The sequence below is a fragment of the Serratia sp. HMSC15F11 genome (assembly GCF_001808215.1).
GTDB lineage: Bacteria > Pseudomonadota > Gammaproteobacteria > Enterobacterales > Enterobacteriaceae > Serratia > Serratia nevei.
Window position 1 is genome coordinate 142,643 of the sequence record NZ_KV792465.1, and the last position, 19,693, is coordinate 162,335.

Annotated in this window: 23 protein-coding genes; 6 read left to right on the forward strand and 17 right to left on the reverse strand. The window is 63.2% G+C overall.

The genetic code is table 11. The annotated features are described in order from the left end of the window. The coding region (gene speC / locus HMPREF3138_RS27165; RefSeq protein ID WP_038885541.1) for an ornithine decarboxylase at positions 1–1,214 on the reverse strand (1,214 nt) is incomplete at its 3' end. A 273-nt stretch (positions 1,215–1,487) separates the two neighbouring features. Then, the gene (gene speFL, locus HMPREF3138_RS25585; RefSeq protein WP_004933443.1) at positions 1,488–1,592 is read right to left on the reverse strand and encodes a leader peptide SpeFL; all 105 of its coding nucleotides are present in this window, start codon (positions 1,590–1,592) and stop codon (positions 1,488–1,490) included. Between the two features lie 433 nt (positions 1,593–2,025). On the opposite strand from speFL, the gene HMPREF3138_RS14155 reads away from it, so the two are divergent. Both HMPREF3138_RS14155 and HMPREF3138_RS14160 read left to right on the forward strand, forming a co-directional pair. Beyond that, complete coding sequence (locus HMPREF3138_RS14155; protein ID WP_033648653.1) at positions 2,026–2,466, forward strand: YhbP family protein; 441 nt, start codon at positions 2,026–2,028, stop codon at positions 2,464–2,466. 30 nt (positions 2,467–2,496) lie between these two features. Next, positions 2,497–3,129, forward strand: a complete 633-nt coding sequence (locus HMPREF3138_RS14160; RefSeq protein WP_033652768.1) for an NAD(P)H-binding protein — start codon at positions 2,497–2,499, stop codon at positions 3,127–3,129. Here the strand turns inward: HMPREF3138_RS14160 and phnP are convergent. From phnP to phnF, 11 genes are read right to left on the reverse strand one after another with little or no spacing between them, the layout of a single operon-like run. Beyond that, a complete protein-coding gene (gene phnP / locus HMPREF3138_RS14165; RefSeq protein ID WP_033641671.1) occupies positions 3,086–3,868 on the reverse strand; it encodes a phosphonate metabolism protein PhnP in 783 nt (260 codons plus the stop codon). The two genes, HMPREF3138_RS14160 and phnP, sit on opposite strands and share 44 nt — an antisense overlap. 12 nt (positions 3,869–3,880) lie before the next feature. Further along, positions 3,881–4,483, reverse strand: a complete 603-nt coding sequence (locus tag HMPREF3138_RS14170; protein WP_015376431.1) for a DapH/DapD/GlmU-related protein — start codon at positions 4,481–4,483, stop codon at positions 3,881–3,883. After that, positions 4,480–5,049 (reverse strand): ribose 1,5-bisphosphokinase, encoded by a 570-nt coding sequence (phnN, locus tag HMPREF3138_RS14175; RefSeq protein WP_038879078.1) that lies wholly within the window; start codon positions 5,047–5,049, stop codon positions 4,480–4,482. Before phnN ends, HMPREF3138_RS14170 begins: the two co-directional genes overlap by 4 nt. Further along, positions 5,049–6,185, reverse strand: a complete 1,137-nt coding sequence (gene phnM, locus HMPREF3138_RS14180) for an alpha-D-ribose 1-methylphosphonate 5-triphosphate diphosphatase (protein ID WP_038879076.1) — start codon at positions 6,183–6,185, stop codon at positions 5,049–5,051. Before phnM ends, phnN begins: the two co-directional genes overlap by 1 nt. Further along, on the reverse strand, positions 6,185–6,889 hold the full coding sequence (phnL, locus tag HMPREF3138_RS14185) for a phosphonate C-P lyase system protein PhnL (protein ID WP_038879074.1): 705 nt from the start codon (positions 6,887–6,889) through the stop codon (positions 6,185–6,187). Before phnL ends, phnM begins: the two co-directional genes overlap by 1 nt. A 16-nt stretch (positions 6,890–6,905) precedes the next feature. Beyond that, positions 6,906–7,694: a phosphonate C-P lyase system protein PhnK gene (gene phnK, locus HMPREF3138_RS14190; RefSeq protein ID WP_038879071.1), complete on the reverse strand. Its 789-nt coding sequence runs from the start codon at positions 7,692–7,694 to the stop codon at positions 6,906–6,908. Next, positions 7,694–8,554, reverse strand: a complete 861-nt coding sequence (locus tag HMPREF3138_RS14195) for an alpha-D-ribose 1-methylphosphonate 5-phosphate C-P-lyase PhnJ (protein ID WP_004933420.1) — start codon at positions 8,552–8,554, stop codon at positions 7,694–7,696. The genes phnK and HMPREF3138_RS14195 overlap by 1 nt, the downstream gene beginning before the upstream one ends. Further along, a complete protein-coding gene (locus HMPREF3138_RS14200; RefSeq protein ID WP_038879066.1) occupies positions 8,547–9,632 on the reverse strand; it encodes a carbon-phosphorus lyase complex subunit in 1,086 nt (361 codons plus the stop codon). The genes HMPREF3138_RS14195 and HMPREF3138_RS14200 overlap by 8 nt, the downstream gene beginning before the upstream one ends. Beyond that, on the reverse strand, positions 9,632–10,213 hold the full coding sequence (gene phnH, locus HMPREF3138_RS14205) for a phosphonate C-P lyase system protein PhnH (protein WP_038879063.1): 582 nt from the start codon (positions 10,211–10,213) through the stop codon (positions 9,632–9,634). Before phnH ends, HMPREF3138_RS14200 begins: the two co-directional genes overlap by 1 nt. Before the next feature lie 3 nt (positions 10,214–10,216). Beyond that, a complete protein-coding gene (phnG, locus tag HMPREF3138_RS14210) occupies positions 10,217–10,660 on the reverse strand; it encodes a phosphonate C-P lyase system protein PhnG (RefSeq protein ID WP_038879060.1) in 444 nt (147 codons plus the stop codon). After that, positions 10,661–11,389: a phosphonate metabolism transcriptional regulator PhnF gene (gene phnF / locus HMPREF3138_RS14215; protein ID WP_015376439.1), complete on the reverse strand. Its 729-nt coding sequence runs from the start codon at positions 11,387–11,389 to the stop codon at positions 10,661–10,663. It abuts the gene before it with no gap. A gap of 227 nt (positions 11,390–11,616) precedes the next feature. Here phnF and HMPREF3138_RS14220 point away from each other — a divergent pair, with 227 nt between their 5' ends. The 3 genes from HMPREF3138_RS14220 (at position 11,617) to HMPREF3138_RS14230 (ending at position 13,322) form a co-directional block, all read left to right on the forward strand. Then, a complete protein-coding gene (locus HMPREF3138_RS14220) occupies positions 11,617–12,645 on the forward strand; it encodes a permease (protein WP_070559125.1) in 1,029 nt (342 codons plus the stop codon). Between the two features lie 105 nt (positions 12,646–12,750). Further along, on the forward strand, positions 12,751–13,038 hold the full coding sequence (locus tag HMPREF3138_RS14225) for a type II toxin-antitoxin system RelB/DinJ family antitoxin (protein ID WP_013811307.1): 288 nt from the start codon (positions 12,751–12,753) through the stop codon (positions 13,036–13,038). 8 nt (positions 13,039–13,046) lie between these two features. Then, positions 13,047–13,322, forward strand: a complete 276-nt coding sequence (locus HMPREF3138_RS14230; protein ID WP_038879053.1) for a type II toxin-antitoxin system RelE/ParE family toxin — start codon at positions 13,047–13,049, stop codon at positions 13,320–13,322. Between the two features lie 5 nt (positions 13,323–13,327). Here the strand turns inward: HMPREF3138_RS14230 and nrdG are convergent, their stop codons facing one another. From nrdG to HMPREF3138_RS14245, 3 genes are all read right to left on the reverse strand, one after another. Further along, complete coding sequence (gene nrdG / locus HMPREF3138_RS14235; protein WP_038879049.1) at positions 13,328–13,792, reverse strand: anaerobic ribonucleoside-triphosphate reductase-activating protein; 465 nt, start codon at positions 13,790–13,792, stop codon at positions 13,328–13,330. A 168-nt stretch (positions 13,793–13,960) separates the two neighbouring features. Next, complete coding sequence (nrdD, locus tag HMPREF3138_RS14240) at positions 13,961–16,099, reverse strand: anaerobic ribonucleoside-triphosphate reductase (RefSeq protein WP_038879046.1); 2,139 nt, start codon at positions 16,097–16,099, stop codon at positions 13,961–13,963. A gap of 244 nt (positions 16,100–16,343) precedes the next feature. Further along, positions 16,344–17,258: a LysR family transcriptional regulator gene (locus tag HMPREF3138_RS14245; RefSeq protein WP_038879044.1), complete on the reverse strand. Its 915-nt coding sequence runs from the start codon at positions 17,256–17,258 to the stop codon at positions 16,344–16,346. Between the two features lie 106 nt (positions 17,259–17,364). Between HMPREF3138_RS14245 and HMPREF3138_RS14250 the strand changes: the two genes are divergently transcribed. Continuing rightward, a complete protein-coding gene (locus HMPREF3138_RS14250; RefSeq protein WP_038879041.1) occupies positions 17,365–17,889 on the forward strand; it encodes an NAD(P)H-dependent oxidoreductase in 525 nt (174 codons plus the stop codon). 28 nt (positions 17,890–17,917) lie between these two features. Here the strand turns inward: HMPREF3138_RS14250 and treC are convergent, their stop codons facing one another. Continuing rightward, positions 17,918–19,582, reverse strand: coding sequence for an alpha,alpha-phosphotrehalase (gene treC, locus HMPREF3138_RS14255; RefSeq protein ID WP_038879037.1), 1,665 nt, complete (start codon positions 19,580–19,582; stop codon positions 17,918–17,920). Between the last annotated feature and the right edge of the window lie 111 nt (positions 19,583–19,693).

Sequence of the window (19,693 nt, forward strand, 5' to 3'; positions counted from 1 at the left end):
AGCGCGGCGAACAGCGGATAGAACGGGCTGGTGGAGGCATGCAGCATAAAGGCGTTGTTGAAGCGCTTGTGGTTGCAGTAGCGGCTCTGGCCCTTGATGTGCCTGTCTTTTTTGTGGATCTGCGAGGTTTGCGAGAAGCCGGCCTGCTGTTTGTGCACCGACTGGGTGACGATGATGCCGGGATCGTTCTCGTTCAGCTCCAGCAGCAGCGGCGAGCAGTCTTTCATCATCGGAATGAACTGCTCATAGCCCACCCAGGCGGAGTCGAACAGGATGTAATCGCACAGGTGGCCAATCTTGTCGACCACCTGGCGGGCGTTGTAGATAGTGCCGTCGTAGGTGCCGAGCTGGATGATCGCCAGGCGGAACGGGCGGGCTTCGTTGGCGCGTTCCGGCGCCACTTCGCGGATCTGTTGGCGCAGGTAGCGTTCGTCGAAGCAGTGCGCGTCGATGCCGCCGATAAAGCCGAACGGGTTGCGGGCGGTCTCCAGATACACCGGCGTGGCACCGGCCTGGATCAACGCGCCGTGGTGGTTGGATTTATGGTTGTTGCGATCGAACAGCACCAGGTCGCCGCGCGTCAGCAGGGCGTTGGTCGCCACCTTGTTCGAGGCCGAGGTGCCGTTGAGCACGAAGTAGGTCTTGTCGGCGTTGAACACCTTGGCGGCGTGCTGCTGCGCGGCGCAAGGCGCGCCTTCGTGGATCAACAGATCGCCCAGTTTGACGTCGGCGTTGCACATGTCGGAGCGGAAAAGCGTTTCGCCGTAGAAGTCGAAGAACTGGCGGCCCGCCGGGTGTTTGCGGAAGAACTCGCCGCCCTGGTGGCCGGGGCAGGCAAAGGTGGCGTTGCCCATTTCTACGTATTGCGTCAGCGTGTTGAAGAACGGCGGCAGCAGCTCGCTCTCATATTTGGCGGCGGCGGCCTCCAGCTGTTTGCCGTAGAACTGGGTATTCTTGCCGCACAGCTCAAACACGCCGTGCAGCGCCGGCAGTACGGCGTTATCCAGCTCTTCTTCGCAGCAGACGGCGACGAACAGCGGAATGTTCAGGCCGTGCTCTTCGATGCGCGCCACCATACCCTGCGTGACGTCGTCTACCGACAGCACGATGGCAGCGACGTCATTAAAATCGCTGTGATGCACATCGACGATGTCGCGTTCAGTTTCAAAGCAGCCGAGGGTTTGGGTGTTGGCGGCAATTTTTAATTTTTTCATTTTTCTCATTCTTCAGGCAAAGGCAGTCCGCCAGCAAATAATTCCATTTGCCGTTAACGCCTTCACGAAAATAAAGGTGTGTGAGAACCCAGCGATGCCGAAAGGCATTAACTGTGTTCGCTGTTTTATTTAGCTTGGATGCGCTTGGCCGAAATTAAGAATGAATTGCGTGTCCTTCCCGGCTAGCGAGAAAGAGATATTATCACCGGTGTGCGGAGAATAATTAAAAACGCAATGACACTCTTATCAACGGCGTAAGAGCGAGGGGGAGGGTTATCTGTAGTTGAAGAATGCGAAGCTAAAGCAGCTGCGATGAGCCATCATCATAATATGGGTTGTGCGCCTGATATGCGCCATTTTTCGGTTATTGTTTTCCATTTTCTAATCCACCTTGCTGAGTGAAAAGATGGCGCTATTTTAGCGCAAGATGCACTAAAAATTGTGATGATAATCACATAAATGCCGGTTTTGATAAATAATTATTCACCGGTTATGCAATGTGTTGCATAACTATCATCCAGGCGCAGAGGTTGGCATGTAAATGAATTGCTAATGTTCGCGAGCCCTGAACACTTAATTTCAATGGCGCTCGGGAAGGAATAAAAAAAGCGGTCAAATAACCGGCTGCATAACGATCAAATAAATCTGTATTGTGTTATTTATGTTATCAACCTGCTTTATGCTAAAATAAATAAAAATTCACTATCTTTGTTTTTATATTCACTTTTGTTTTTTGGCGATTATCGTTATTTGTGACTCGCCTCAACAACGCAGGGTAAGATGAGGCGAGTGAACAGGGAGGCGAGTAACCTTGAATACCCCAGAACAACGGCAGCAGATTGCGGATTTCATCGGCAAACAACACGTCTTGACGCTGTGCGCCGGCGACGGCCTCGACATGTGGTGCGCCAACTGTTTTTACGTGTTCGACGCCGCGGCGATGGCGCTGTGGCTGATGACCGAACCGCACACCCGCCACGGCGGGCTGATGCTGAACAACGGCCGGGTGGTCGGCACCATCGCGCCGAAGCCAAAAAGCATCGCTCTGATCCGCGGTGTGCAGTATCGCGCCGAGGCGGTGCTGCTGAGCGGCGAAGAAGCCGAGGCGGCGCGCGCGCGTTACTGCAAGCGTTTCCCGATCGCCAGGGCGATGAAGGCCTCGGTTTGGCGGCTGGATCTGCACGAGGTGAAGATGACCGACAACACCCTCGGCTTCGGCAAGAAGCTGCATTGGGCGCGGTCTATACTTTAAGTCGACGTATTGATTACAACGGGAGATTGCATGGCGCGAGCACTGTTAGTCGGCGCAACCGGGCTGGTGGGGCGAGAGTTGTTGCAGCTGTTGCAAAGCGATCCGCAGATAACGGCCATCGTGGCGCCGACGCGCACGCCGCTGCCGCCGCACGGCAAGCTGACCAACCCGGTCGGCGATGCGCTGTTCGAGCTGCTGAGTAGCCTGCAGCAGCCGGTTGATCTGGTGTTCTGCTGCCTGGGCACCACCCGCCGGGCGGCGGGCAGCGCCGATGCCTTCCGCTACGTCGATTATCAACTGGTGGTGGAGAGCGCGCTGACCGGCCGCCGTTTGGGGGCGCAGCACTGTCTGGTGGTGAGCGCATTGGGCGCCAACGCGGATTCCACCTTCCTGTATAACCGCACCAAAGGCGAGATGGAGCAGGCGCTGCGCGAACAGCACTGGCCGCGCCTGACGCTGGTGCGGCCTTCCATGCTGGTGGGGGATCGCCCCGCGCCGCGCCTGATGGAGCGCCTCACGCTGCCGCTGTTCAGGCTGCTGCCCGGCAAATGGCGCGCCGTCTCAGCCAAAGACGTGGCGCAAACGCTGCTGCAACAGGCGTTCACGCCGGGCGAAGGGGTCAGGGTGCTGGAGTCGGATCGGCTGCACTGCTACCGAGGCTGACGCTGAGGTGATCGAACGCCAGCTCCAGCCCGGCGGGCAGCTCGTTGTCCAGCAGCCACAGATCGAGATGATGGCTGATGTGCGTCAGCAGCGTGCGTTTGGGCTGCAGCAACCGCTGTGTCTCCTGCGCGCGGGTCAGATCGTTGTGGTTGCGCGGCGCCTGCGGCTGAGGCGGCAGGCTGCAATCGAGCACCAGCAGATCCAGCGCCACGTTTTGCAGATAGTCGGCGGTGGCCGGCGGCAGGCCGACGGTGTCGGTCAGGTAGGCCAGCGCAGCGCCCGCCGCCTGGATCAGATAGCCGTGGGTCAGTTTGGAGTGTTGCAGCGGCAGCGGGGTGATGCGCATGCCGCCCAGCTCGACGGTGGCAAAGGGCGCCAGCGGCGGCTGAAACGCCAGAATGCCGGGGTGTTTGAACAGGTCATCGCAGCCCTGTTCATCCGGCGGGCCATACACCGGAATGGAATTTCCGCACCCCCAACGCAAAGGAAATAACCCCTGAACGTGATCCATGTGGTAATGTGTCAGTAAAAAACGTTGAATTTGCCCCGCCGAAAACCGCCGCTCCAAAGCCGGCAATCCCGCATCCAATAAGGTCGTTTCCCCCTGATAGTTAAGCATGGCGCTGCACGCTCGCCGCCGAAATGCCGGCTCGCGCCGCGCCCGTTGGCAGATCAGGCAGTCGCAGCCGAACACCGGCACCTGCTGCGCGCCGCCGGTGCCGAGAAAGGTCAGTTGCATCGCTCCCCTCCGTTAAAGGTACTTCTGCGCAAAGCGGTTGATGTCGCGAAAATCCGCCAGCCGCGCCTGCAACGTGGCGTGATCCCAGTGCCACCACTGGCTGCGTTCGATGCGTTCTATCAGCGCATCGTCGAAGCGCATGCCGATCTTTTTGGCCGCCACGCCGGCGACGATGCTGTAAGGCTCCACGTCCTTGGTGACCACCGCCGCGCTGCCGATCACCGCGCCGTTGCCGACGCTGACGCCCGGCATCAGGATGGCGTTATGGCCGATCCACACGTCGTGGCCGACGGTGACGTGGTGCTCGCGCCGCCAGTCGAAGAACGCCGCGTCGTCTTCCCCCAGCCCGTATTCGGAGGCGCGATAGGTGAAGTGGTGCTGCGCGATGCGCTGGTAGGTCGGGTGGTTGCCGGGATTGATGCGCGCATAGGAAGCAATGGAGACGAACTTGCCGATAGTGGCGTAAAAGATCTGGTTGTGCCCGGCGGTGTAGGAGTAGTCCCCCATCTCCACCTCTTCCAGGATCGCATCGTCGGCCAGATGCACATATTGGCCGAGCCGGGTGCGGTTAAGGGTCACGTTGTCGCCGATTTTCGGCTGGGCAAAGTCGTTCATGGCGTCGCGTCCTGAGCTTGTCGGGTGGCGGTAGGCAGCAGCGCCAGCAGCGCCGCCAGGGTGTCGTCGAGTGGGCCATCGTTGTGCAGCACCCGGCAGCCGGCGGGCAGACTCTGCTGATATTCCGCCGCCCGCGCCAGCCGCTGCTCGATCTGTTCGGCGCTTTCTCGCCCGCGATCCTGCAGGCGCCGGCGCAGGATCGCGGCGCTGACCTGCAGACACACCGGCAGCAGCTGCGCACCATAGCGCTGCTGCGCCTGCGGCAGGTGGGCGCGCGAACCGTTGACCGCCACGTCGATCCCCTGCAGCAGCCAAAGATCCACTTCGATCCCGAACGCGTAGTGCTGTTGGTGGGCCTGCCAGTCGAGTGCGAACAGCCCCTTGGCGCGACGGCGCAGAAATTCCGGTTCGCTCAGCGCGATATGATTCTCGCAGCCGGCGTCCGCCGGCCGGGTGATGTAACGGTGCGCCACCAGCGGCGCGCGGTCGGCGTCGGCCCGCAGCGCGGCCAGCAGGCTGTCCTTGCCTGCGCCGGAAGGCCCCATCAGGTAGATGAGCCGCGCCATCAGAACACCTGCCTGCCCTGGCGCCACACGTTCTGCACATAAACGTGCTCGCCGTGCGGCCGCGCCAGCACCAGATCCGCCCGCAGTCCTTCGGCGAGGGTGCCGCGATCCTGCAGATCCAGCGCCCGCGCCGGGTTGCGGGTGATCATGCGCACCGCCTGGGGCAGATCGTAGGCGTTGCGTTCGTCCGCCGCGAGGCGAAACGCCGCGTCCAGCAGGCTGGCCGGGTAATAATCGGAGGAGAGAATATCCAGCACCCCCAGCGCCGCCAGATGGTGCGCCGCCACGTTGCCGGAGTGGGAACCGCCGCGCACGATGTTCGGCGCGCCCATCAGTACCTGCAGGCCCTGCTGGTGCGAGGCGCGGGCGGCCACCTCGGTGGTGGGGAACTCGGCAATGGCGCTGCCCAGCGCGCAGGACTCGGCCACGTGCGCGGCGGTGGCGTCGTCATGGCTGGCCAGCGAGATGCGGCGCGCGCGGCAGTGGGCGGCGATCGCCTCGCGGTTCGGCGCGGCCCAGCGGGCGGACAGGGCGACCTGCTGCTCCTCGTACTCGCTCATCTGCTGGTCGTTGAGGTGGTATTTACCCTGATAATATTCGCGGTATTTTTCGCGCGAGGCGAACTGGCGCTGGCCCGGCGAGTGGTCCATCAGCGACACCAGCGACACGCCCGGCTTGTCCATCAGTTGTTCGAACAGCGGCAGCGTGCTCTCGTGCGGCAGCTCGCAGCGCAGGTGCAGCCGGTGCTCGGCGCGGTTCACCCCGGCGCGCTGGCTGTGGATCACCGCGTCGATCATCTTCTGCAGGTTTTCCAGCCGGTGGCCGCCGTCGCGCACGTCGCCGATCGCCACCGCGTCCAATACCGTGGTGATGCCGTTGGCCACCATCAGCGCGTCGTGGCTGCTCATCGCCGAATGGGCCGGCCAGTCGACGTTCGGGCGCGGGGTGAAGAACTTGTCCAGGTTGTCGGTATGCAGCTCGATCAGCCCCGGCAGCAGCCAGCCGCCGTCGCCGTCCAGCGCCTGCGGCAGCCGGCTCGGGCCGTCGGCGAAGCTGCGGATCACGCCGTCCTGCATCTGCAGCGAGCCTTGCACCACCTGGTCATCCAGCACCAGCTTAACGTTATTGACGATCATCAGAGGGCCTCCAGCGCCTGCGGCGCCTGCATGTCATAAAGCCGGTCGGCGACCTGTTGGCGAACGCCTTCATCGTGAAAAATGCCGACGATCGCCGCGCCGCGCGCCTTGGCGCGTTCGATAAGCTGCACCACCGCCGCGCTGTTGCGGCTGTCGAGCGAGGCGGTCGGTTCGTCCAGCAACAGAATGGGGGAATCGACGATAAAGCCGCGCGCGATGTTCACCCGCTGCTGCTCGCCGCCGGAGAAGGTGGACGGCGCCAGCGGCCACAGGCGCTGCGGCACGTTGAGCGCAGCGAGCAGCGCTTCGGCGCGTTCGCGGCACTCGGCGCGCTCGACGCCCTGTTCCAGCAACGGCTGCATCACCACCTCCAGCGCGCTGATGCGCGGGATCACCCGCAGGAACTGGCTGACCCAGCCCAGCGTATGGCGGCGCACCGCCAGAATTTGGCGCGCGTCGGCGCTGACCATGTCCAGCCAGTCGCCCTGGTGGTTGATCCAGATATGGCCGCTGTCCGGCAGGTAATTGGCGTACAGCGAGCGCAGCAGGGTGGATTTGCCGCTGCCGGAGTGGCCGTGCAGCACCACGCATTCGCCGCCGTGGACCGTCAGGTTGGCGTCGTGCAGCACCGGCAGGCGGGTGCCGTACTGCTGGTGCAGCACAAAGGTTTTACTGAGATGTTCAACTCGGATTTGCATAGTCATCTGTTATCGCCTTGGGTTACGACAGCACCGAAGAAACCAGCAGCTGGGTGTAGGGATGGTGCGGATCGTCCAGCACCCGGTCGGTCAGGCCGCTCTCCACCACTTCGCCCTGTTTCATCACCAGCAGGCGGTGGGCCAGCAGCCGCGCCACGCCGAGATCGTGGGTGACGATCACCGCCGCCAGCTGCATTTCCACCACCAGATTGCGCAGCAGATCGAGCAGGCGCGCCTGCACCGACACGTCCAGCCCGCCGGTCGGCTCATCCATAAACACCAGTTTGGGGTGGGTGACCAGGTTGCGGGCGATCTGCAGCCGCTGCTGCATGCCGCCGGAGAAGGTGGTCGGCAGATCGTCGAGGCGCGACAGCGGGATTTCGACGTCTTCCAGCCACTGGCCGGCCTGGCGGCGAATGTCGCCATAGTGGCGCTGGCCGATGGCCATCAGCCGCTCGCCGATGTTGCCGCCGGCGGAGACCTGCGGCCGCAGCCCGTCGAGCGGGTGCTGGTGCACCACGCCCCAGTCGGTGCGCAGCAGGCGGCGGCGATCGCTCTCCGCCATGGCGTACAGATCCTGTTCCTGGCCCGCCTGCGGGCGGTAAAGGATCTGCCCGCGCTGCGGCGCCAGCCGCGCCGAGATCGACTTCAGCAGCGTGGTTTTACCGGAGCCGGATTCGCCGACGATGCCCAGCACTTCGCCGGGGTAGATGTCGAACGACACATCGCTGAAACCCTTGCCGGGGGCGTACAGGTGGGTGAGCCGGTTCACCGACAGCAGCGGGGTGGTGCTCAAAGGGGTGGAAGTCATCAGTGCTGCGCCTCTTGCGAAGATTGCGCCAGCTGCTGCCGGCAGTAGTCGGTGTCCGAACAGACGAACATGCGGTTGCCCCGATCGTCGAGCACCACCTCGTCCAGATAGCTGTGGCGCGAGCCGCACAGCGCACAGGGTTCGTCCCACTGCTGCACGCTGAACGGGTGGTCGTCGAAGTCCAGGCTCTCCACCTTGGTGAACGGCGGCAGGGCGTAGATGCGTTTCTCGCGCCCGGCGCCGAACAGCTGCAGCGCCGGCATCATGTGCATTTTCGGGTTGTCGAATTTCGGGATCGGCGACGGATCCATCACGTAGCGATCGTTGACCTTCACCGGGTAGGCGTAGGTGGTGGCGATATGGCCGTAGCGCGCGATGTCTTCATACAGCTTCACCTGCATCACGCCGTACTCCTCCAGCGCGTGCATCTTGCGGGTCTCGGTTTCGCGCGGCTCGATAAAGCGCAGCGGCTCCGGGATCGGCACCTGATAGATCAGGATCTGGTCTTCGCGCAGCGCGGTTTCCGGAATGCGGTGACGGGTTTGGATCAGCGTGGCCTCCGGCGTGCGTTCGGTGGTTTCCACCCCGGCGACGCGCTGGAAGAAGCGGCGGATCGACACCGCGTTGGTGGTGTCGTCGGCGCCCTGGTCTATCACCTTCAGCACGTCGGCGCGGCCGATAACGCTGGCGGTGAGCTGAATGCCGCCGGTGCCCCAGCCGTAGGGCATCGGCATCTCGCGGCCGCCGAACGGCACCTGATAGCCGGGGATTGCCACCGCCTTCAGGATGGCACGGCGGATCATGCGCTTGGTCTGCTCGTCCAGATAGCCGAGGTTATAGCCGGTCAATACTTCACTCATCGCGGGCCTCCTGATGCTCGCTGTATTCCTGTCGCAGCCGCTTGAGCAGCGCCAGTTCGGCCTGGAAGTCGACGTAGTGCGGCAGCTTGAGATGGGAGACGAAGCCGGCGGCCTCGACGTTGTCGGCGTGGGCCAGCACGAACTCTTCGTCCTGCGCCGGGCCGGCGACGCCTTCGCCGTAGTCGGGGCTCTGCAATGCGCGGTCCACCAGCGCCATCGCCATCGCCTTGCGTTCGGCGCGGCCGAACACCAGCCCGTAACCGCGGGTGAAGTGCGGCGGATGGTCCTTTGGATCGACGAAGCCGTTGACCATTTCGCACTCGGTCAGCAGGATTTCGCCGATATCGATGGCGAAACCGAGCTCTTCAGGCACGATCTCCACCGAAACGTGGCCGGTGCGGATCTCGCCGGCGAACGGGTGGTTGCGGCCGTAGCCGCGCTGGGTGGCGTAGCCGAGCGCCAGCAGAAAACCTTCGTCGCCGCGCACCAGCTGCTGCAGGCGCGCCGAACGCGAGCAGGGGTAAACCGGCGGGTTGCGGGTGATGTCGTCCGGCGTACTGCCGTCGTCCTGTTCCTCCCGCGCCAGCTGCTGGCGACACAGCAGATCGAACACGTGGCTGCAGTTGTCCGGCAGCGGTTCGTCGGCCTGCGGCGCGCGCGGCGCCTCGCCTTCCGCCAGCAGCGCGAAGTCCAGCAGCCGGTGGGTGTAGTCGTAGGTCGGCCCCAGCACCTGCCCGCCGGGCAAGTCCTTGTAAACCGCCGAGATGCGCCGTTCCAGCCGCATGTTTTCGCTAGCCAGCGGCTCGCTGACCGCCAGGCGCGGCAGGGTGGTGCGATAGGCGCGCAGCAGGAAGATCGCCTCCACCAGATCGCCGCTGGCCTGTTTGATGGCCAGCGCCGCCAGCTCGCGATCGTAGATGCCGCCTTCGGTCATCACCCGATCCACCGCCAGCCCCAGCTGTTGTTCGATTTGTTCCGCGCCGATCGCCGGCAGCGCCTCGTCGCCACGCCGCAGCTGTTCCTGCAGCTGATGGGCGGCCTCAATGGCTTTTTCGCCCCCTTTTACCGCTACGTACATCAGCACACCTCCACGCGGGTGGTCCGCGGGATCGCCAGCAGGCGATCGCCGCAGGTCAGCAAAATATCCAGCCCCAGCGGGAAGCGCTGCGGGCGGTTGACCAAATAATCCAGCAGCGCCGGCGGCAGGCGCGGCGCTATCAGGCGTTGGCTCTCGATGCCGGGGCCGGTCAGGCGCAGAGCTGTGCCGTTCTCCAGCTCGGCGAGCTGCACGATGACCGTGGCGCCAAACTCCGGCGAGATTTCAGTGCCGTGCGGCAACGCCTGCAGATCGGCGGCCTGCAGCTGCTCATCGAACAGGGCAAAACAGACCTCCTGCGCCGTGGCGGCCAGCGGCGCGCCGCTGTGAAAACGAATGTTTGTTAGCACTTGCTCACTTTTAAGCGCCTCGCACAGCTGCAGCGGCGTTTCCTGATCGGCTAGCGCCAGCAGCGCGGCGGTGCTGGCGGCGTTCAGCGGCGCCCAGGCCGGGCCGGCCGGCAGCGTCACCCGGTGGCCCGGTTCGCTCAAGGCTTTAAGAATCAAACGGAAAGCGTGCTGCGATTGGTCTATCGGTTGCTCAAAACCGGTCAATAAACTCATGGCTTAATCCCCTCGCACCAGCGTAAAGAAATCCACCCGGCTGGCGGCGATCGCCCGGGCGCGCAGTTGGCGCTGCTCGTGCTGCAGCGCGGCCAGCGGCGCGATCAGCTGTTGTTGCAGGCGTTCGCCGTGTTCCGGCTGTTGCAGCAGCGCATCGGCCAGCGCGCACAGCTCGGCGTGCGCCTTGTCGCGCCCGGCGATATAGCTGTAGCCGTAGCCGCCGTTGTCCAGCTGCACCACCGCGCGGGTGACCGTCATGTCCCCCAGCACGAAGCGGCGGCCGGTGGCGCCCATGCGCCCCTGCAGCTGGGCCAGGCCGATCTCCGGCGCGCGGATGCAGCGGTAACCCGGGCTGAGGTTCAGCGCCTGCCAGTGGCTGCGCAGCTGCTCGGGCCGGCTGTGTGCCAGCACCGACATCCAGCGTTGTCTCGACTCTAAGGCTTGCATTCAGTGCTCCATCGTCAGTTCAATCATGTCGGCGCGGGCCAGGCTGACGGAGTATTCCGCCACGTCTTCGCCGCCGCTGCGGACGTTAAGGGTGCGCACGCACAGCAGCGGCGCGTGGGTGGCGATCTCCAGCAGCCGGCTCTCTTTGGCCTGCGCGCGGCGCGCGCTGATGCGCGTCTGGCGGCGGGTCAGCGGCTGCTGGAGGTGCTGTTCGATAAACTGGTGCAGCGAACCGCTGTGGAACTGCTGCAGCGCCGGCCACCAGTCCAGATCGGGCAGATAGTGGTCGATCACGCTCATCGGCACGCCGTTGACCCGGCGCAGGGTGCGCAGGTGGATCACCATTTCGCCTTCTTCACGCGAGAGTGCGCTGGCGACATGCCCATTGCACGGGCGCAAGACAGCGAGTAAGCGCTCACTGGTGGGGTGGCTGCCCTGCTCGAACAGGTTCTGGCTGAAGCGGGTGTTGGCGTGCAGCGGGTAGTCGTAAGGCCGCATCAGCACCAGAATGCCGACGCCGTGGCGGCGCTGCAGCCAGCCGCGCTCCACCAGCTGATCTACCGCGCGGCGCAGCGTGTGGCGATTGACCTGGTAACGCTCGGCCAGCTGCTGTTCCGAAGGCAGATAGTCGCCGCAGCGGTATTGCGTGCGCAGCTCCTGTTCCAGCTGCGCGGCGATCTGCTGATAGCGGGTGGGGTAAGTGGTCGGATGTCTAGATAACTCCATCATAATAAAAACCTCGTCATACCGATGGCTGTGCGATGAAGGCGGAAGCGGTGCGTTTCATCGGGCGTCTACCCTGTGGTTTTCAAGTTGGCATCATGGTGCCGGGCGCAGATGACAATCGCGTTACGCCTCGGTGGCGAACAGATGAACTATTTAGGACAGCCCGGGCGTGCACGGGCGGCGGCGGCGCGCTATGCTGGCGCCTCTGTTGACTGACTCTGGCCGCTACCATGCCGCAACCTCTGAACGCCCCTGAACACGCCCCACGCGCCTGGCCGCTGTGGAAACCGATCCTGTTTCTGCTGGTGGTGGCCGTCGGCCTCTACTACGTCAAATGGCAGCCTTACTACGGCAAGGCGTTCGTGGCGGCGGACAGCCACTCGATCGGCAAATCGATCCTGGCCGACGGCGCCGCGAGCCCCTGGCTGGCGGCCTGGCAGTACGCGCTGGTCTATTTCACCGCGGTGTGGAAGGCGGCGCTGCTCGGGGTGCTGTTAGGTTCGCTGGTGCAGGTGCTGATCCCGCGCGACTGGTTGGCGCGCACGCTCGGCCACCGGCGTTTTTCCGGCACCGTGTTGGGGGCGCTGATCGCGCTGCCGGGCATGATGTGCACCTGTTGCGCCGCACCGGTTGCCGCCGGCATGCGCCGTCAGTCGGTATCCAGCGGCGCCGCGCTGGCCTTTTGGCTCGCCAACCCGGTATTGAACCCGGCGACGCTGGTATTCATGGGGTTTGTGCTCGGTTGGCCGTTCGCCGCCATCCGCTTGGTGGCGGGCGTGGTGATGGTGCTGGGCATCGCCTGGCTGGTGCAGCGCATGACCGCCAACGATCCGCAGCCCGCCGCGCCACAGCCTTTGGTGCTGACGGCGCAGAGCGACGAGCGGCCGTTCCTCGCCCGCTGGGGTAAAGCGCTGTGGGCGCTGTTTTGGTCGACCATCCCGATCTACGTGTTAGCGGTGCTGGCGCTAGGCGCGGCGCGGGTCTGGCTGTTCCCGCACGCCGACGGCGCCATCGACAATAGCCTGCTGTGGATCATCGCGCTGGCGATCGTCGGCTGCCTGTTCGTTATCCCCACCGCGGCGGAAATTCCGATCGTGCAGACCATGATGCTGGCGGGCATGGGCGCCGGCCCGGCGCTGGCGCTGCTGATGACCCTGCCGGCGGTCAGCCTGCCTTCGCTGCTGATGCTCAACAAAGCCTTCTCCGCCCGGGCGCTGTGCGGTGTGCTGACCGGCGTGGTGGGGATGGGGGTGGTGTAAAATGTTCGAAAAACGACTGTTTATCTCGATATCGTTGTCACAAATGTGCTAACGTTTCTGTTCAAGATTTAGTGTCGCCATCGTGTGATTGCAGGAGGAGCAAAGATGGAAAGTCGCATCCAGTTTCGCATCGAAGATGAAACCAAGCGTTTGGCGCAAAAGGCCGCGGAAGCTAAAGGAACGACATTGAGTGAAGCCTGCCGCCGCTTGGCGGAGCAAATGGCTGATGAGCAACGGGCCGCGGAGGAGCACGAAAATTGGTTGAAAGATAAGGTGGATGCAGCTTTTTCCCGTCTGCATGAGGGTAATGCTGTCTACCTTAGCCAACAAGAAGTTGAAGAAAGCATGGATGCCTTTAAGGCAAAAATTAGAGCGAAATACGACCGAAAATAGGGATCGTTATGCGTATCGAATGGGATAATGCAGCGCTACGGGACAGGGAACGTATTTTTGAGTTTCTTTATATTTTCAATCCACAGGCGGCAGTGCAGGCTGATAACGAGATAGATAAAGCGGTAAAGCGTTTGCTGGATCATCCTGAGTTAGGTAAGCCTTGGTATGGGAAGGCACGTAAGTTGCTAATTAACAAGGCCTCCCTGTTGCTGGTGTATATCATCGTCGATGATGTTATTAAGGTTTTCTCGATTGCCCACCAGCGTGAGAAATTTCCAAACTAGCGTTGTCAACGCAACCTATGCACCACCTGGTTGCTGCTGCCGCGCCAGATCAGCGCCGGGTCTTTCAAATCCTGCACGAACTTGCCGTCGATCAGCACATTGATCCTGTCCACCACCTGCATTTGCTGCGCGTCCAGCTCCGCCAGCCGGTAGCCGGTCCACAGCCAGATATCCTTGCCGGGGCACTCGGCGCGCACCCGTTTCACCAGCGTTAAGATGCTCGGCACGTTGGCCGGGTGCAGCGGATCGCCGCCGGAGAGCGACAGCCCCTGGCGCGGCACGCGCGTATCGTTCAGATCGGCGATGATGCGGTCTTCCAGCGCCGGGGTAAACGGCTGGCCGGCGTTGAGCCGCCAGGTACTTTTGTTGTAGCAACCGGGGCACTGGTGCACGCAGCCGGCGACAAACAGCGTGCAGCGGGTGCCGGGGCCGTTGACGACGTCGATCGGGTAATACTGGTGATAATTCATGTGAGGCCTGCCCATCAGGCTATTTTACTGGCCATTTTGCCTCCAGGCAGTGCTGCCAATCCTCACGTACTGCGTGTACGCTCCGGTTGGTGCGCGCTGGCCGAAGGCAAACTGGCTGCGACAATCACGCCTGATGAACAGGCTTCTGCCTAGGTTGCACGGCGCTTTTCAGCCGAGCTGCCCGTTGCCGAGGTGTTTCACCCGGCGTTTCACCTCTTCCTGCTTGCCGGCGTTGAACGGCCGGGCATCGGGGCTGCCGAGGTAGCCGCACACCCGGCGGGTGACCGAGACCTTGGCCGAGTCGTGGTTGCCGCATTTCGGGCAGGTGAAGCCCTTGCTGGTGCAGGAGAATTCACCGGTGAAGCCGCATTCGTAGCACTCGTCGATCGGCGTGTTGGTGCCGTAGTAAGGCACCCGGCTGTAGCTGTAGTCCCACACGTCTTCCAGCGCCTTCAGGTTGTGCTGCAGGTTCGGGTATTCGCCGTAGCAGATGAAGCCGCCGCTGGCCAACGGCGGGTAGGGCGCTTCGAAGTCCAGCTTGTCGTACGGATTGACCTTCTTCTCCACGTCGAGGTGGAAGCTGTTGGTGTAATAGCCCTTGTCGGTGACGCCCGGCACCACGCCGAAATCGGCGGTGTCCAGCCGGCAGAAGCGATCGCACAGGTTTTCGCTCGGCGTGCTGTAGAGGCTGAAGCCGTAGCCGGTTTCGTCTTTCCAGGCGTCGACGGCGGCGCGCAGGCGCGCGACGATCGCCACCGCTTTGGCGCGCAGCGCCTCGTCGTCATACACGTGATTTTCGCCGCCGAACAGCGCGTTGATGGTCTCGTGCAGGCCGATGTAGCCCAGCGAAATCGAGGCGCGGCCATTCTTGAAGATGTCGGCGATGTTATCGTCGGCCTTGAGCCGCACGCCGCAGGCGCCTTCCATGTACAAGATTGGCGCCACCCGCGCCTTGATGCCTTCCAGCCGGGCGATGCGCGTCATCAGGGCCTTTTTCGCCAGCTGCAGGCGCTGATCCAGCAGCGCCCAGAAGCGCGACTCATCGCCCATCGCCTCCAGCGCGACGCGCGGCAGGTTGAGGCTAATGACGCCGATGTTGTTGCGGCCGTCGTGCACCAGCTCGCCGTCCTGCTCGTAGGTGCCGAGGAAGCTGCGGCAGCCCATCGGCGTTTTGAACGAGCCGGTGACCTTCACCACCTGATCGTAGTTGAGGATGTCCGGGTACATGCGCTTGCTGGCGCACTCCAGCGCCAGCTGTTTGATGTCGTAGTTCGGATCGCCGTACTGGTGGTTGAGGCCGTCGCGGATGGCGAACACCAGTTTAGGGAACACGGCGGTCTTGCGGTTTTTGCCCAGCCCGGCGATGCGGTTTTTCAGGATCGAGCGCTGGATCAGGCGCGACTCCCAGCTGGTGCCGAGGCCGAAGCCGAAGGTGACGAACGGCGTCTGGCCGTTGGCGGTGTGCAGGGTGTTGACCTCGTACTCCAGCGACTGGAAGGCGTCGTAACACTCTTTCTCGGTGCGCGCCATGGCATAGCCTTTGGCGTCCGGGATCTGCCATTCTTCCGCCACCTGCAGGTGTTTGCGGAAGCTCTCGTCGACGAACGGCGCCAGGATTTCATCGATGCGGTTGATGGTGGTGCCGCCATAGATATGGCTGGCGACCTGGGCGATGATCTGCGCGGTCACGGCGGTGGCGGTGGAGATCGACTTCGGCGGCTCGATTTCGGCGTTGCCCATCTTGAAGCCGTTGGTCAGCATGCCTTTCAGATCGATCAGCATGCAGTTGAACATCGGGAAGAACGGCGAGTAGTCGAGATCGTGGTAGTGAATTTCGCCGCGTTCATGGGCCAGCACCACGTCGCGTGGCAGGATATGCTGCTTGGCGTAGTGTTTGGCGACGATGCCCGCCAGCAGGTCGCGCTGGGTGGGGATCACCTTGCTGTCCTTGTTGGCGTTTTCGTTCAGCAGCGCGCGGTTGCTCTGCTCGACCAGGCCGCGAATTTCCTGGTTCAGGCGGCCGCGCAGCTCGCGCGCCACGTCGCGATCGTGGCGGTATTCGATATAGGCGCGCGCCAGCTGCTTGTACTCGCCGGCCATCAGTTGGTTTTCCACCGCCTGCTGGATCTCGTGGATATCGACGCGCGGCTGCTGCTCCATGCGCTGAGCGACCACGCGGGCGACGGTGGCGCAGTAGTCGGCGTCGACCACGCCCACCGCCAGCGCGGCGCGCTCGATGGCCTGCGCGATGCGCGCTTCGTCAAAAGGTACCTGGCAACCGTCCCGCTTAATCACTACTGGTTTCACGTTGTACTCCTTGTTCCCCGAGGGAGCGTTCATACCCGCCTGGCGTGGCGAGCAACCGTCAAATTTCGCTTATCCACAGGGCAAAGCCGCAGCGCGCAAGGGCTGTGGCGGCGTGTGGATGATTTTGTGGATAACTACTATATATAGGTGTTCGCAATTCTTAATGCACTATATATAGATATTGGCGAGATTCTTTTGATGTAGAACAAGGAAAACGGAAGAGCGTGCGCAAGCTGAACAGTCGTCAATCGCCCGCCGGCCGATCGCGAAAATGTTCCAGCAGAAAATCCACCCAGACGCGCACCCGCGGCGGCAGATCCGCCGAGGCGTAATAGAGCCACAGCTGCACCGGGCGCGGCCAGCACTCCGCCAGCACCGGCCGCAGCGTGCCCTGCTCGAAGTGCTTTTCAAGGTACCAGCGCGCCAGGTTGACGATGCCCAGCCCGGCCAGCGCCGCATCCAGCAACATTTCCGGGCGGCTCACCACCAATCGGCCGTTCAAATCCAGCGCCAGCGTTTCGCCCTGATGGCGCAGCTGCCATTTGACGTGGCGGCCGTTGCTGGGGTTGCGGTGCCGCAGGCAGTCGTGCCGCAGCAGGTCGTGCGGCGTTTGCGGTTCACCGTGCCGTGCCAGATAGTCGGGCGACGCCGCCAGCGACATGTGCATCGGGTAGAGCGGGCGCGCCACCAGCCGGCTGTCGGGATCGACCCGGCTGCCGATGCCGACGTCGAAGCCTTCGCCCACCAGATTCACCACCCGGGCATCCAGCGACAGATCGAGATCGATCTGCGGGTAGCGTGCCAGAAATTGCGGGATCAACGGCATCAGCATCTGGCGGCCGAAGCCGGGGATCATCGTGACGCGCACCACCCCGGCCGGCGCCTGCCGTTCGCCGCCGGCGCTTTCCAGCGTCGCCGCCAACGCCTGCCACAGCGGCGCCACCTGCGCTAGCAGCGCTTTGCCCTCGTCGGTCAGCAGCACGTTGTGGGTGTTGCGCTGAAACAGCCGCAGCGCCAGCTTCTCTTCCAGCGCGCGGATATTTTTGCTGACCGCCGCCGGCGTGACGCCCAGCTGGCGGGCGGCGGCGGAGAAATTTTGCGCCTGCGCGGCGGCGAGGAAGGCCGGCAGCAGGCGGTGCACGTCAAAGGGCAGCGACATAGTGGTTGATACTTTCGGTTGAAATTGAAGTGACCTTGAACAGCCTACACCCGAAGCGGCAGAAATGGAAAAATGCCTCATCTTCTTTACGTTCAAGGAATCATTTATGTCACGCATTTTAGTGTTAACTGCCCACCGCACCCCCGACGAGTCGCGTATCAACCAGGCGCTGATCGAGGCCGTGCGCCTGCTGCCTAACGTGACCGTGCACGAGCTGATCCGCGCTTACCCGGATTACCGCATCGACGTGGCGCGCGAACAGGCACTGCTGGAAAGCCACGATGCGGTGGTGATGATGTTCCCGTTTTTCTGGTACAGCTCGCCGGCGATCCTGCGCGAATGGCAGGACGCGGTATTAACCTATGGTTTCGCCTACGGCAGCGAGGGCACCAAACTGCACGGCAAGCCGCTGCAGCTGGTGGTGAGCACCGGCGGCAACGCGCAGGCCTACACGCCGGCAGGCTACAACCGCTATCCGGTGCAGGATCTGCTGCTGCCGTTCCACGCGCTGGCTAACCTGACCGGCATGGATTATCTGCCGCCGCATCTGGTGCAGGGCGTGACCGACATGAGCGATGAGCAGTTGGCGCAAGCGGCCGCCGGGGTGGTGGCGCTGATGGGGACATTGTAGGGCGCAGCGCTCGCCGCGCCCTGCGGGGTCAGTCTTCGAGCAGCCACCACACCGCTTCGAACGGCCGCAGCGTCAGCGCCTGCGGCTGATCCGCCGAGTCGCTGTAGTTGCTCATCAGCGGGCGCCACTGGGCGGAGGCTTCCACGCCTTCCGCCGCCCAGGCCAGCGGCTCGCGGCTCAGGTTGGCCACCACCAGCAGGCGCTGGCCGTTCCAGCTGCGCTGATAGCACCACAGCGCCGGGTGATCCGGCGCCAGATCCTGATAGTCGCCGTGGGTCAGCAGCGGATACTGCTTGCGCAGGGTGATCAGCTGGCGGTAGGCGTAAAACACCGAGTCGAGATCGGCCAGCGCCGCGTCGGCGTTGATCTGCGGGTAGTTCTCGGCGCAGCCGATCCACGGCGTGCCGGTGGTGAAACCGGCGTGCGGCGCGGCGCTCCACTGCATCGGCGTGCGGCCGTTGTCGCGTGATTTGTCGGCCAGGATCGCCAGCAGTTCGGCGTCGCTGCGGCCCTGGGCGCTAAGTTCTGCGTACATGTTCAGGCTTTCCACGTCGCGATACTGCTCGATGGCGCGGAAGCCGGGGTTGGTCATGCCGATCTCTTCACCCTGGTAGATATAAGGCGTGCCCTGCATGCCGTGCAGCACCATCGCCAGCATTTTGGCGGCCGGCACCCGCAGTGCGCCTTCATCGCCGAAGCGTGACACGATGCGCGGCTGATCGTGGTTGCACCAGAACAGCGCGTTCCAGGCGCGGTTATGCATTCCTTGCTGCCAGTGGCGGAAGATCTGCTTTAACTCCACATAATCCGGCGCCGCCCGCGTCCATTTTTCGCCGCCGGCGTAGTCCACCTTCAGGTGGTGGAAGTTGAAGGTCATCGACAGCTCTTCGCCGCTCTGCGCCGCGTACTGCCGGCAATGCTCGAGCGTGGTGGAGGACATCTCGCCCACCGTCATCAGGCCGCGCGGCTGAAACACGTCGCGGCTCATCTCCTGCAGGAACTCGTGGATGCGCGGGCCGTCGGTGTAGAAGCGGCGGCCGTCGCCCTGGCTGTCGGACGGGAAGTCCTGCTGCTTGGACACCAGGTTGATCACGTCGAGGCGCAGCCCGTCGACGCCTTTATCCGCCCAGAACTGACACACTTTCTTCAGCTCTTCGCGCACCGGCGGGTGTTCCCAGTTGAGATCCGCCTGCTCGGTGGCGAACAGGTGCAGATAGTACTGGCCGCTGTCGGCGTGCCACTGCCAGGCGTTGCCGCCGAATTTGGAGCGCCAGTTGTTCGGCGGCGTATCCCCCTCGCCGTCGCGCCAGACGTAAAACTGGCGATACGGGCTGTGGCGATCCTGCGCGGCCTTGAACCACGGGTGCTCGGTCGAGGTGTGGTTGAACACCATGTCCATCACGATGCGGATGCCGCGTCGGTGGGCGGCGGCGACCAGCTGTTCGAAGTCCGCCATGGTGCCGTAAACCGGATCGATGGCGCAGTAGTCCGCCACGTCATAGCCGTTGTCCACCTGCGGCGATACGTAGACCGGCGTCAGCCAGATGGCGTCGACGCCCAGCTCCTGCAGATAGTCCAGCCGCCGCGTCACGCCGGCCAAATCGCCGTAGCCGTTGCCGGTGCTGTCCTGAAAACTCTTCGGATAAATTTGGTAGATGACGCCGTTCTGCCACCAGGGGGTTGGGTTGCTCATAGCTGTATACCTTTGAATCGTGACAACGGGCCCGTACCCTTCATCTTTCAAACTGCAGCGTTGTTGGCTGCTGGCGCTGCACCCCAGTCACTTACTTGAGTAAGCTCCTGG

Coding starts and splice junctions, on each gene's coding strand:
- HMPREF3138_RS14220 (WP_070559125.1), top strand. CDS start 11,617: ATGCCGCAACCTCTGAACGCCCCTGAACACGCCCCACGCGCCTGGCCG.
- HMPREF3138_RS14200 (WP_038879066.1), bottom strand. CDS start 9,632: ATGTACGTAGCGGTAAAAGGGGGCGAAAAAGCCATTGAGGCCGCCCAT.
- HMPREF3138_RS14160 (WP_033652768.1), top strand. CDS start 2,497: ATGGCGCGAGCACTGTTAGTCGGCGCAACCGGGCTGGTGGGGCGAGAG.
- phnG (WP_038879060.1), bottom strand. CDS start 10,660: ATGCAAGCCTTAGAGTCGAGACAACGCTGGATGTCGGTGCTGGCACAC.
- HMPREF3138_RS14230 (WP_038879053.1), top strand. CDS start 13,047: ATGCGTATCGAATGGGATAATGCAGCGCTACGGGACAGGGAACGTATT.
- speFL (WP_004933443.1), bottom strand. CDS start 1,592: ATGGAAAACAATAACCGAAAAATGGCGCATATCAGGCGCACAACCCAT.
- phnP (WP_033641671.1), bottom strand. CDS start 3,868: ATGCAACTGACCTTTCTCGGCACCGGCGGCGCGCAGCAGGTGCCGGTG.
- HMPREF3138_RS14170 (WP_015376431.1), bottom strand. CDS start 4,483: ATGAACGACTTTGCCCAGCCGAAAATCGGCGACAACGTGACCCTTAAC.
- phnH (WP_038879063.1), bottom strand. CDS start 10,213: ATGAGTTTATTGACCGGTTTTGAGCAACCGATAGACCAATCGCAGCAC.
- phnL (WP_038879074.1), bottom strand. CDS start 6,889: ATGACTATGCAAATCCGAGTTGAACATCTCAGTAAAACCTTTGTGCTG.
- phnN (WP_038879078.1), bottom strand. CDS start 5,049: ATGGCGCGGCTCATCTACCTGATGGGGCCTTCCGGCGCAGGCAAGGAC.
- phnM (WP_038879076.1), bottom strand. CDS start 6,185: ATGATCGTCAATAACGTTAAGCTGGTGCTGGATGACCAGGTGGTGCAA.
- HMPREF3138_RS14225 (WP_013811307.1), top strand. CDS start 12,751: ATGGAAAGTCGCATCCAGTTTCGCATCGAAGATGAAACCAAGCGTTTG.
- treC (WP_038879037.1), bottom strand. CDS start 19,582: ATGAGCAACCCAACCCCCTGGTGGCAGAACGGCGTCATCTACCAAATT.
- HMPREF3138_RS14195 (WP_004933420.1), bottom strand. CDS start 8,554: ATGAGTGAAGTATTGACCGGCTATAACCTCGGCTATCTGGACGAGCAG.
- phnF (WP_015376439.1), bottom strand. CDS start 11,389: ATGATGGAGTTATCTAGACATCCGACCACTTACCCCACCCGCTATCAG.
- HMPREF3138_RS14245 (WP_038879044.1), bottom strand. CDS start 17,258: ATGTCGCTGCCCTTTGACGTGCACCGCCTGCTGCCGGCCTTCCTCGCC.
- nrdG (WP_038879049.1), bottom strand. CDS start 13,792: ATGAATTATCACCAGTATTACCCGATCGACGTCGTCAACGGCCCCGGC.
- phnK (WP_038879071.1), bottom strand. CDS start 7,694: ATGACTTCCACCCCTTTGAGCACCACCCCGCTGCTGTCGGTGAACCGG.
- HMPREF3138_RS14250 (WP_038879041.1), top strand. CDS start 17,365: ATGTCACGCATTTTAGTGTTAACTGCCCACCGCACCCCCGACGAGTCG.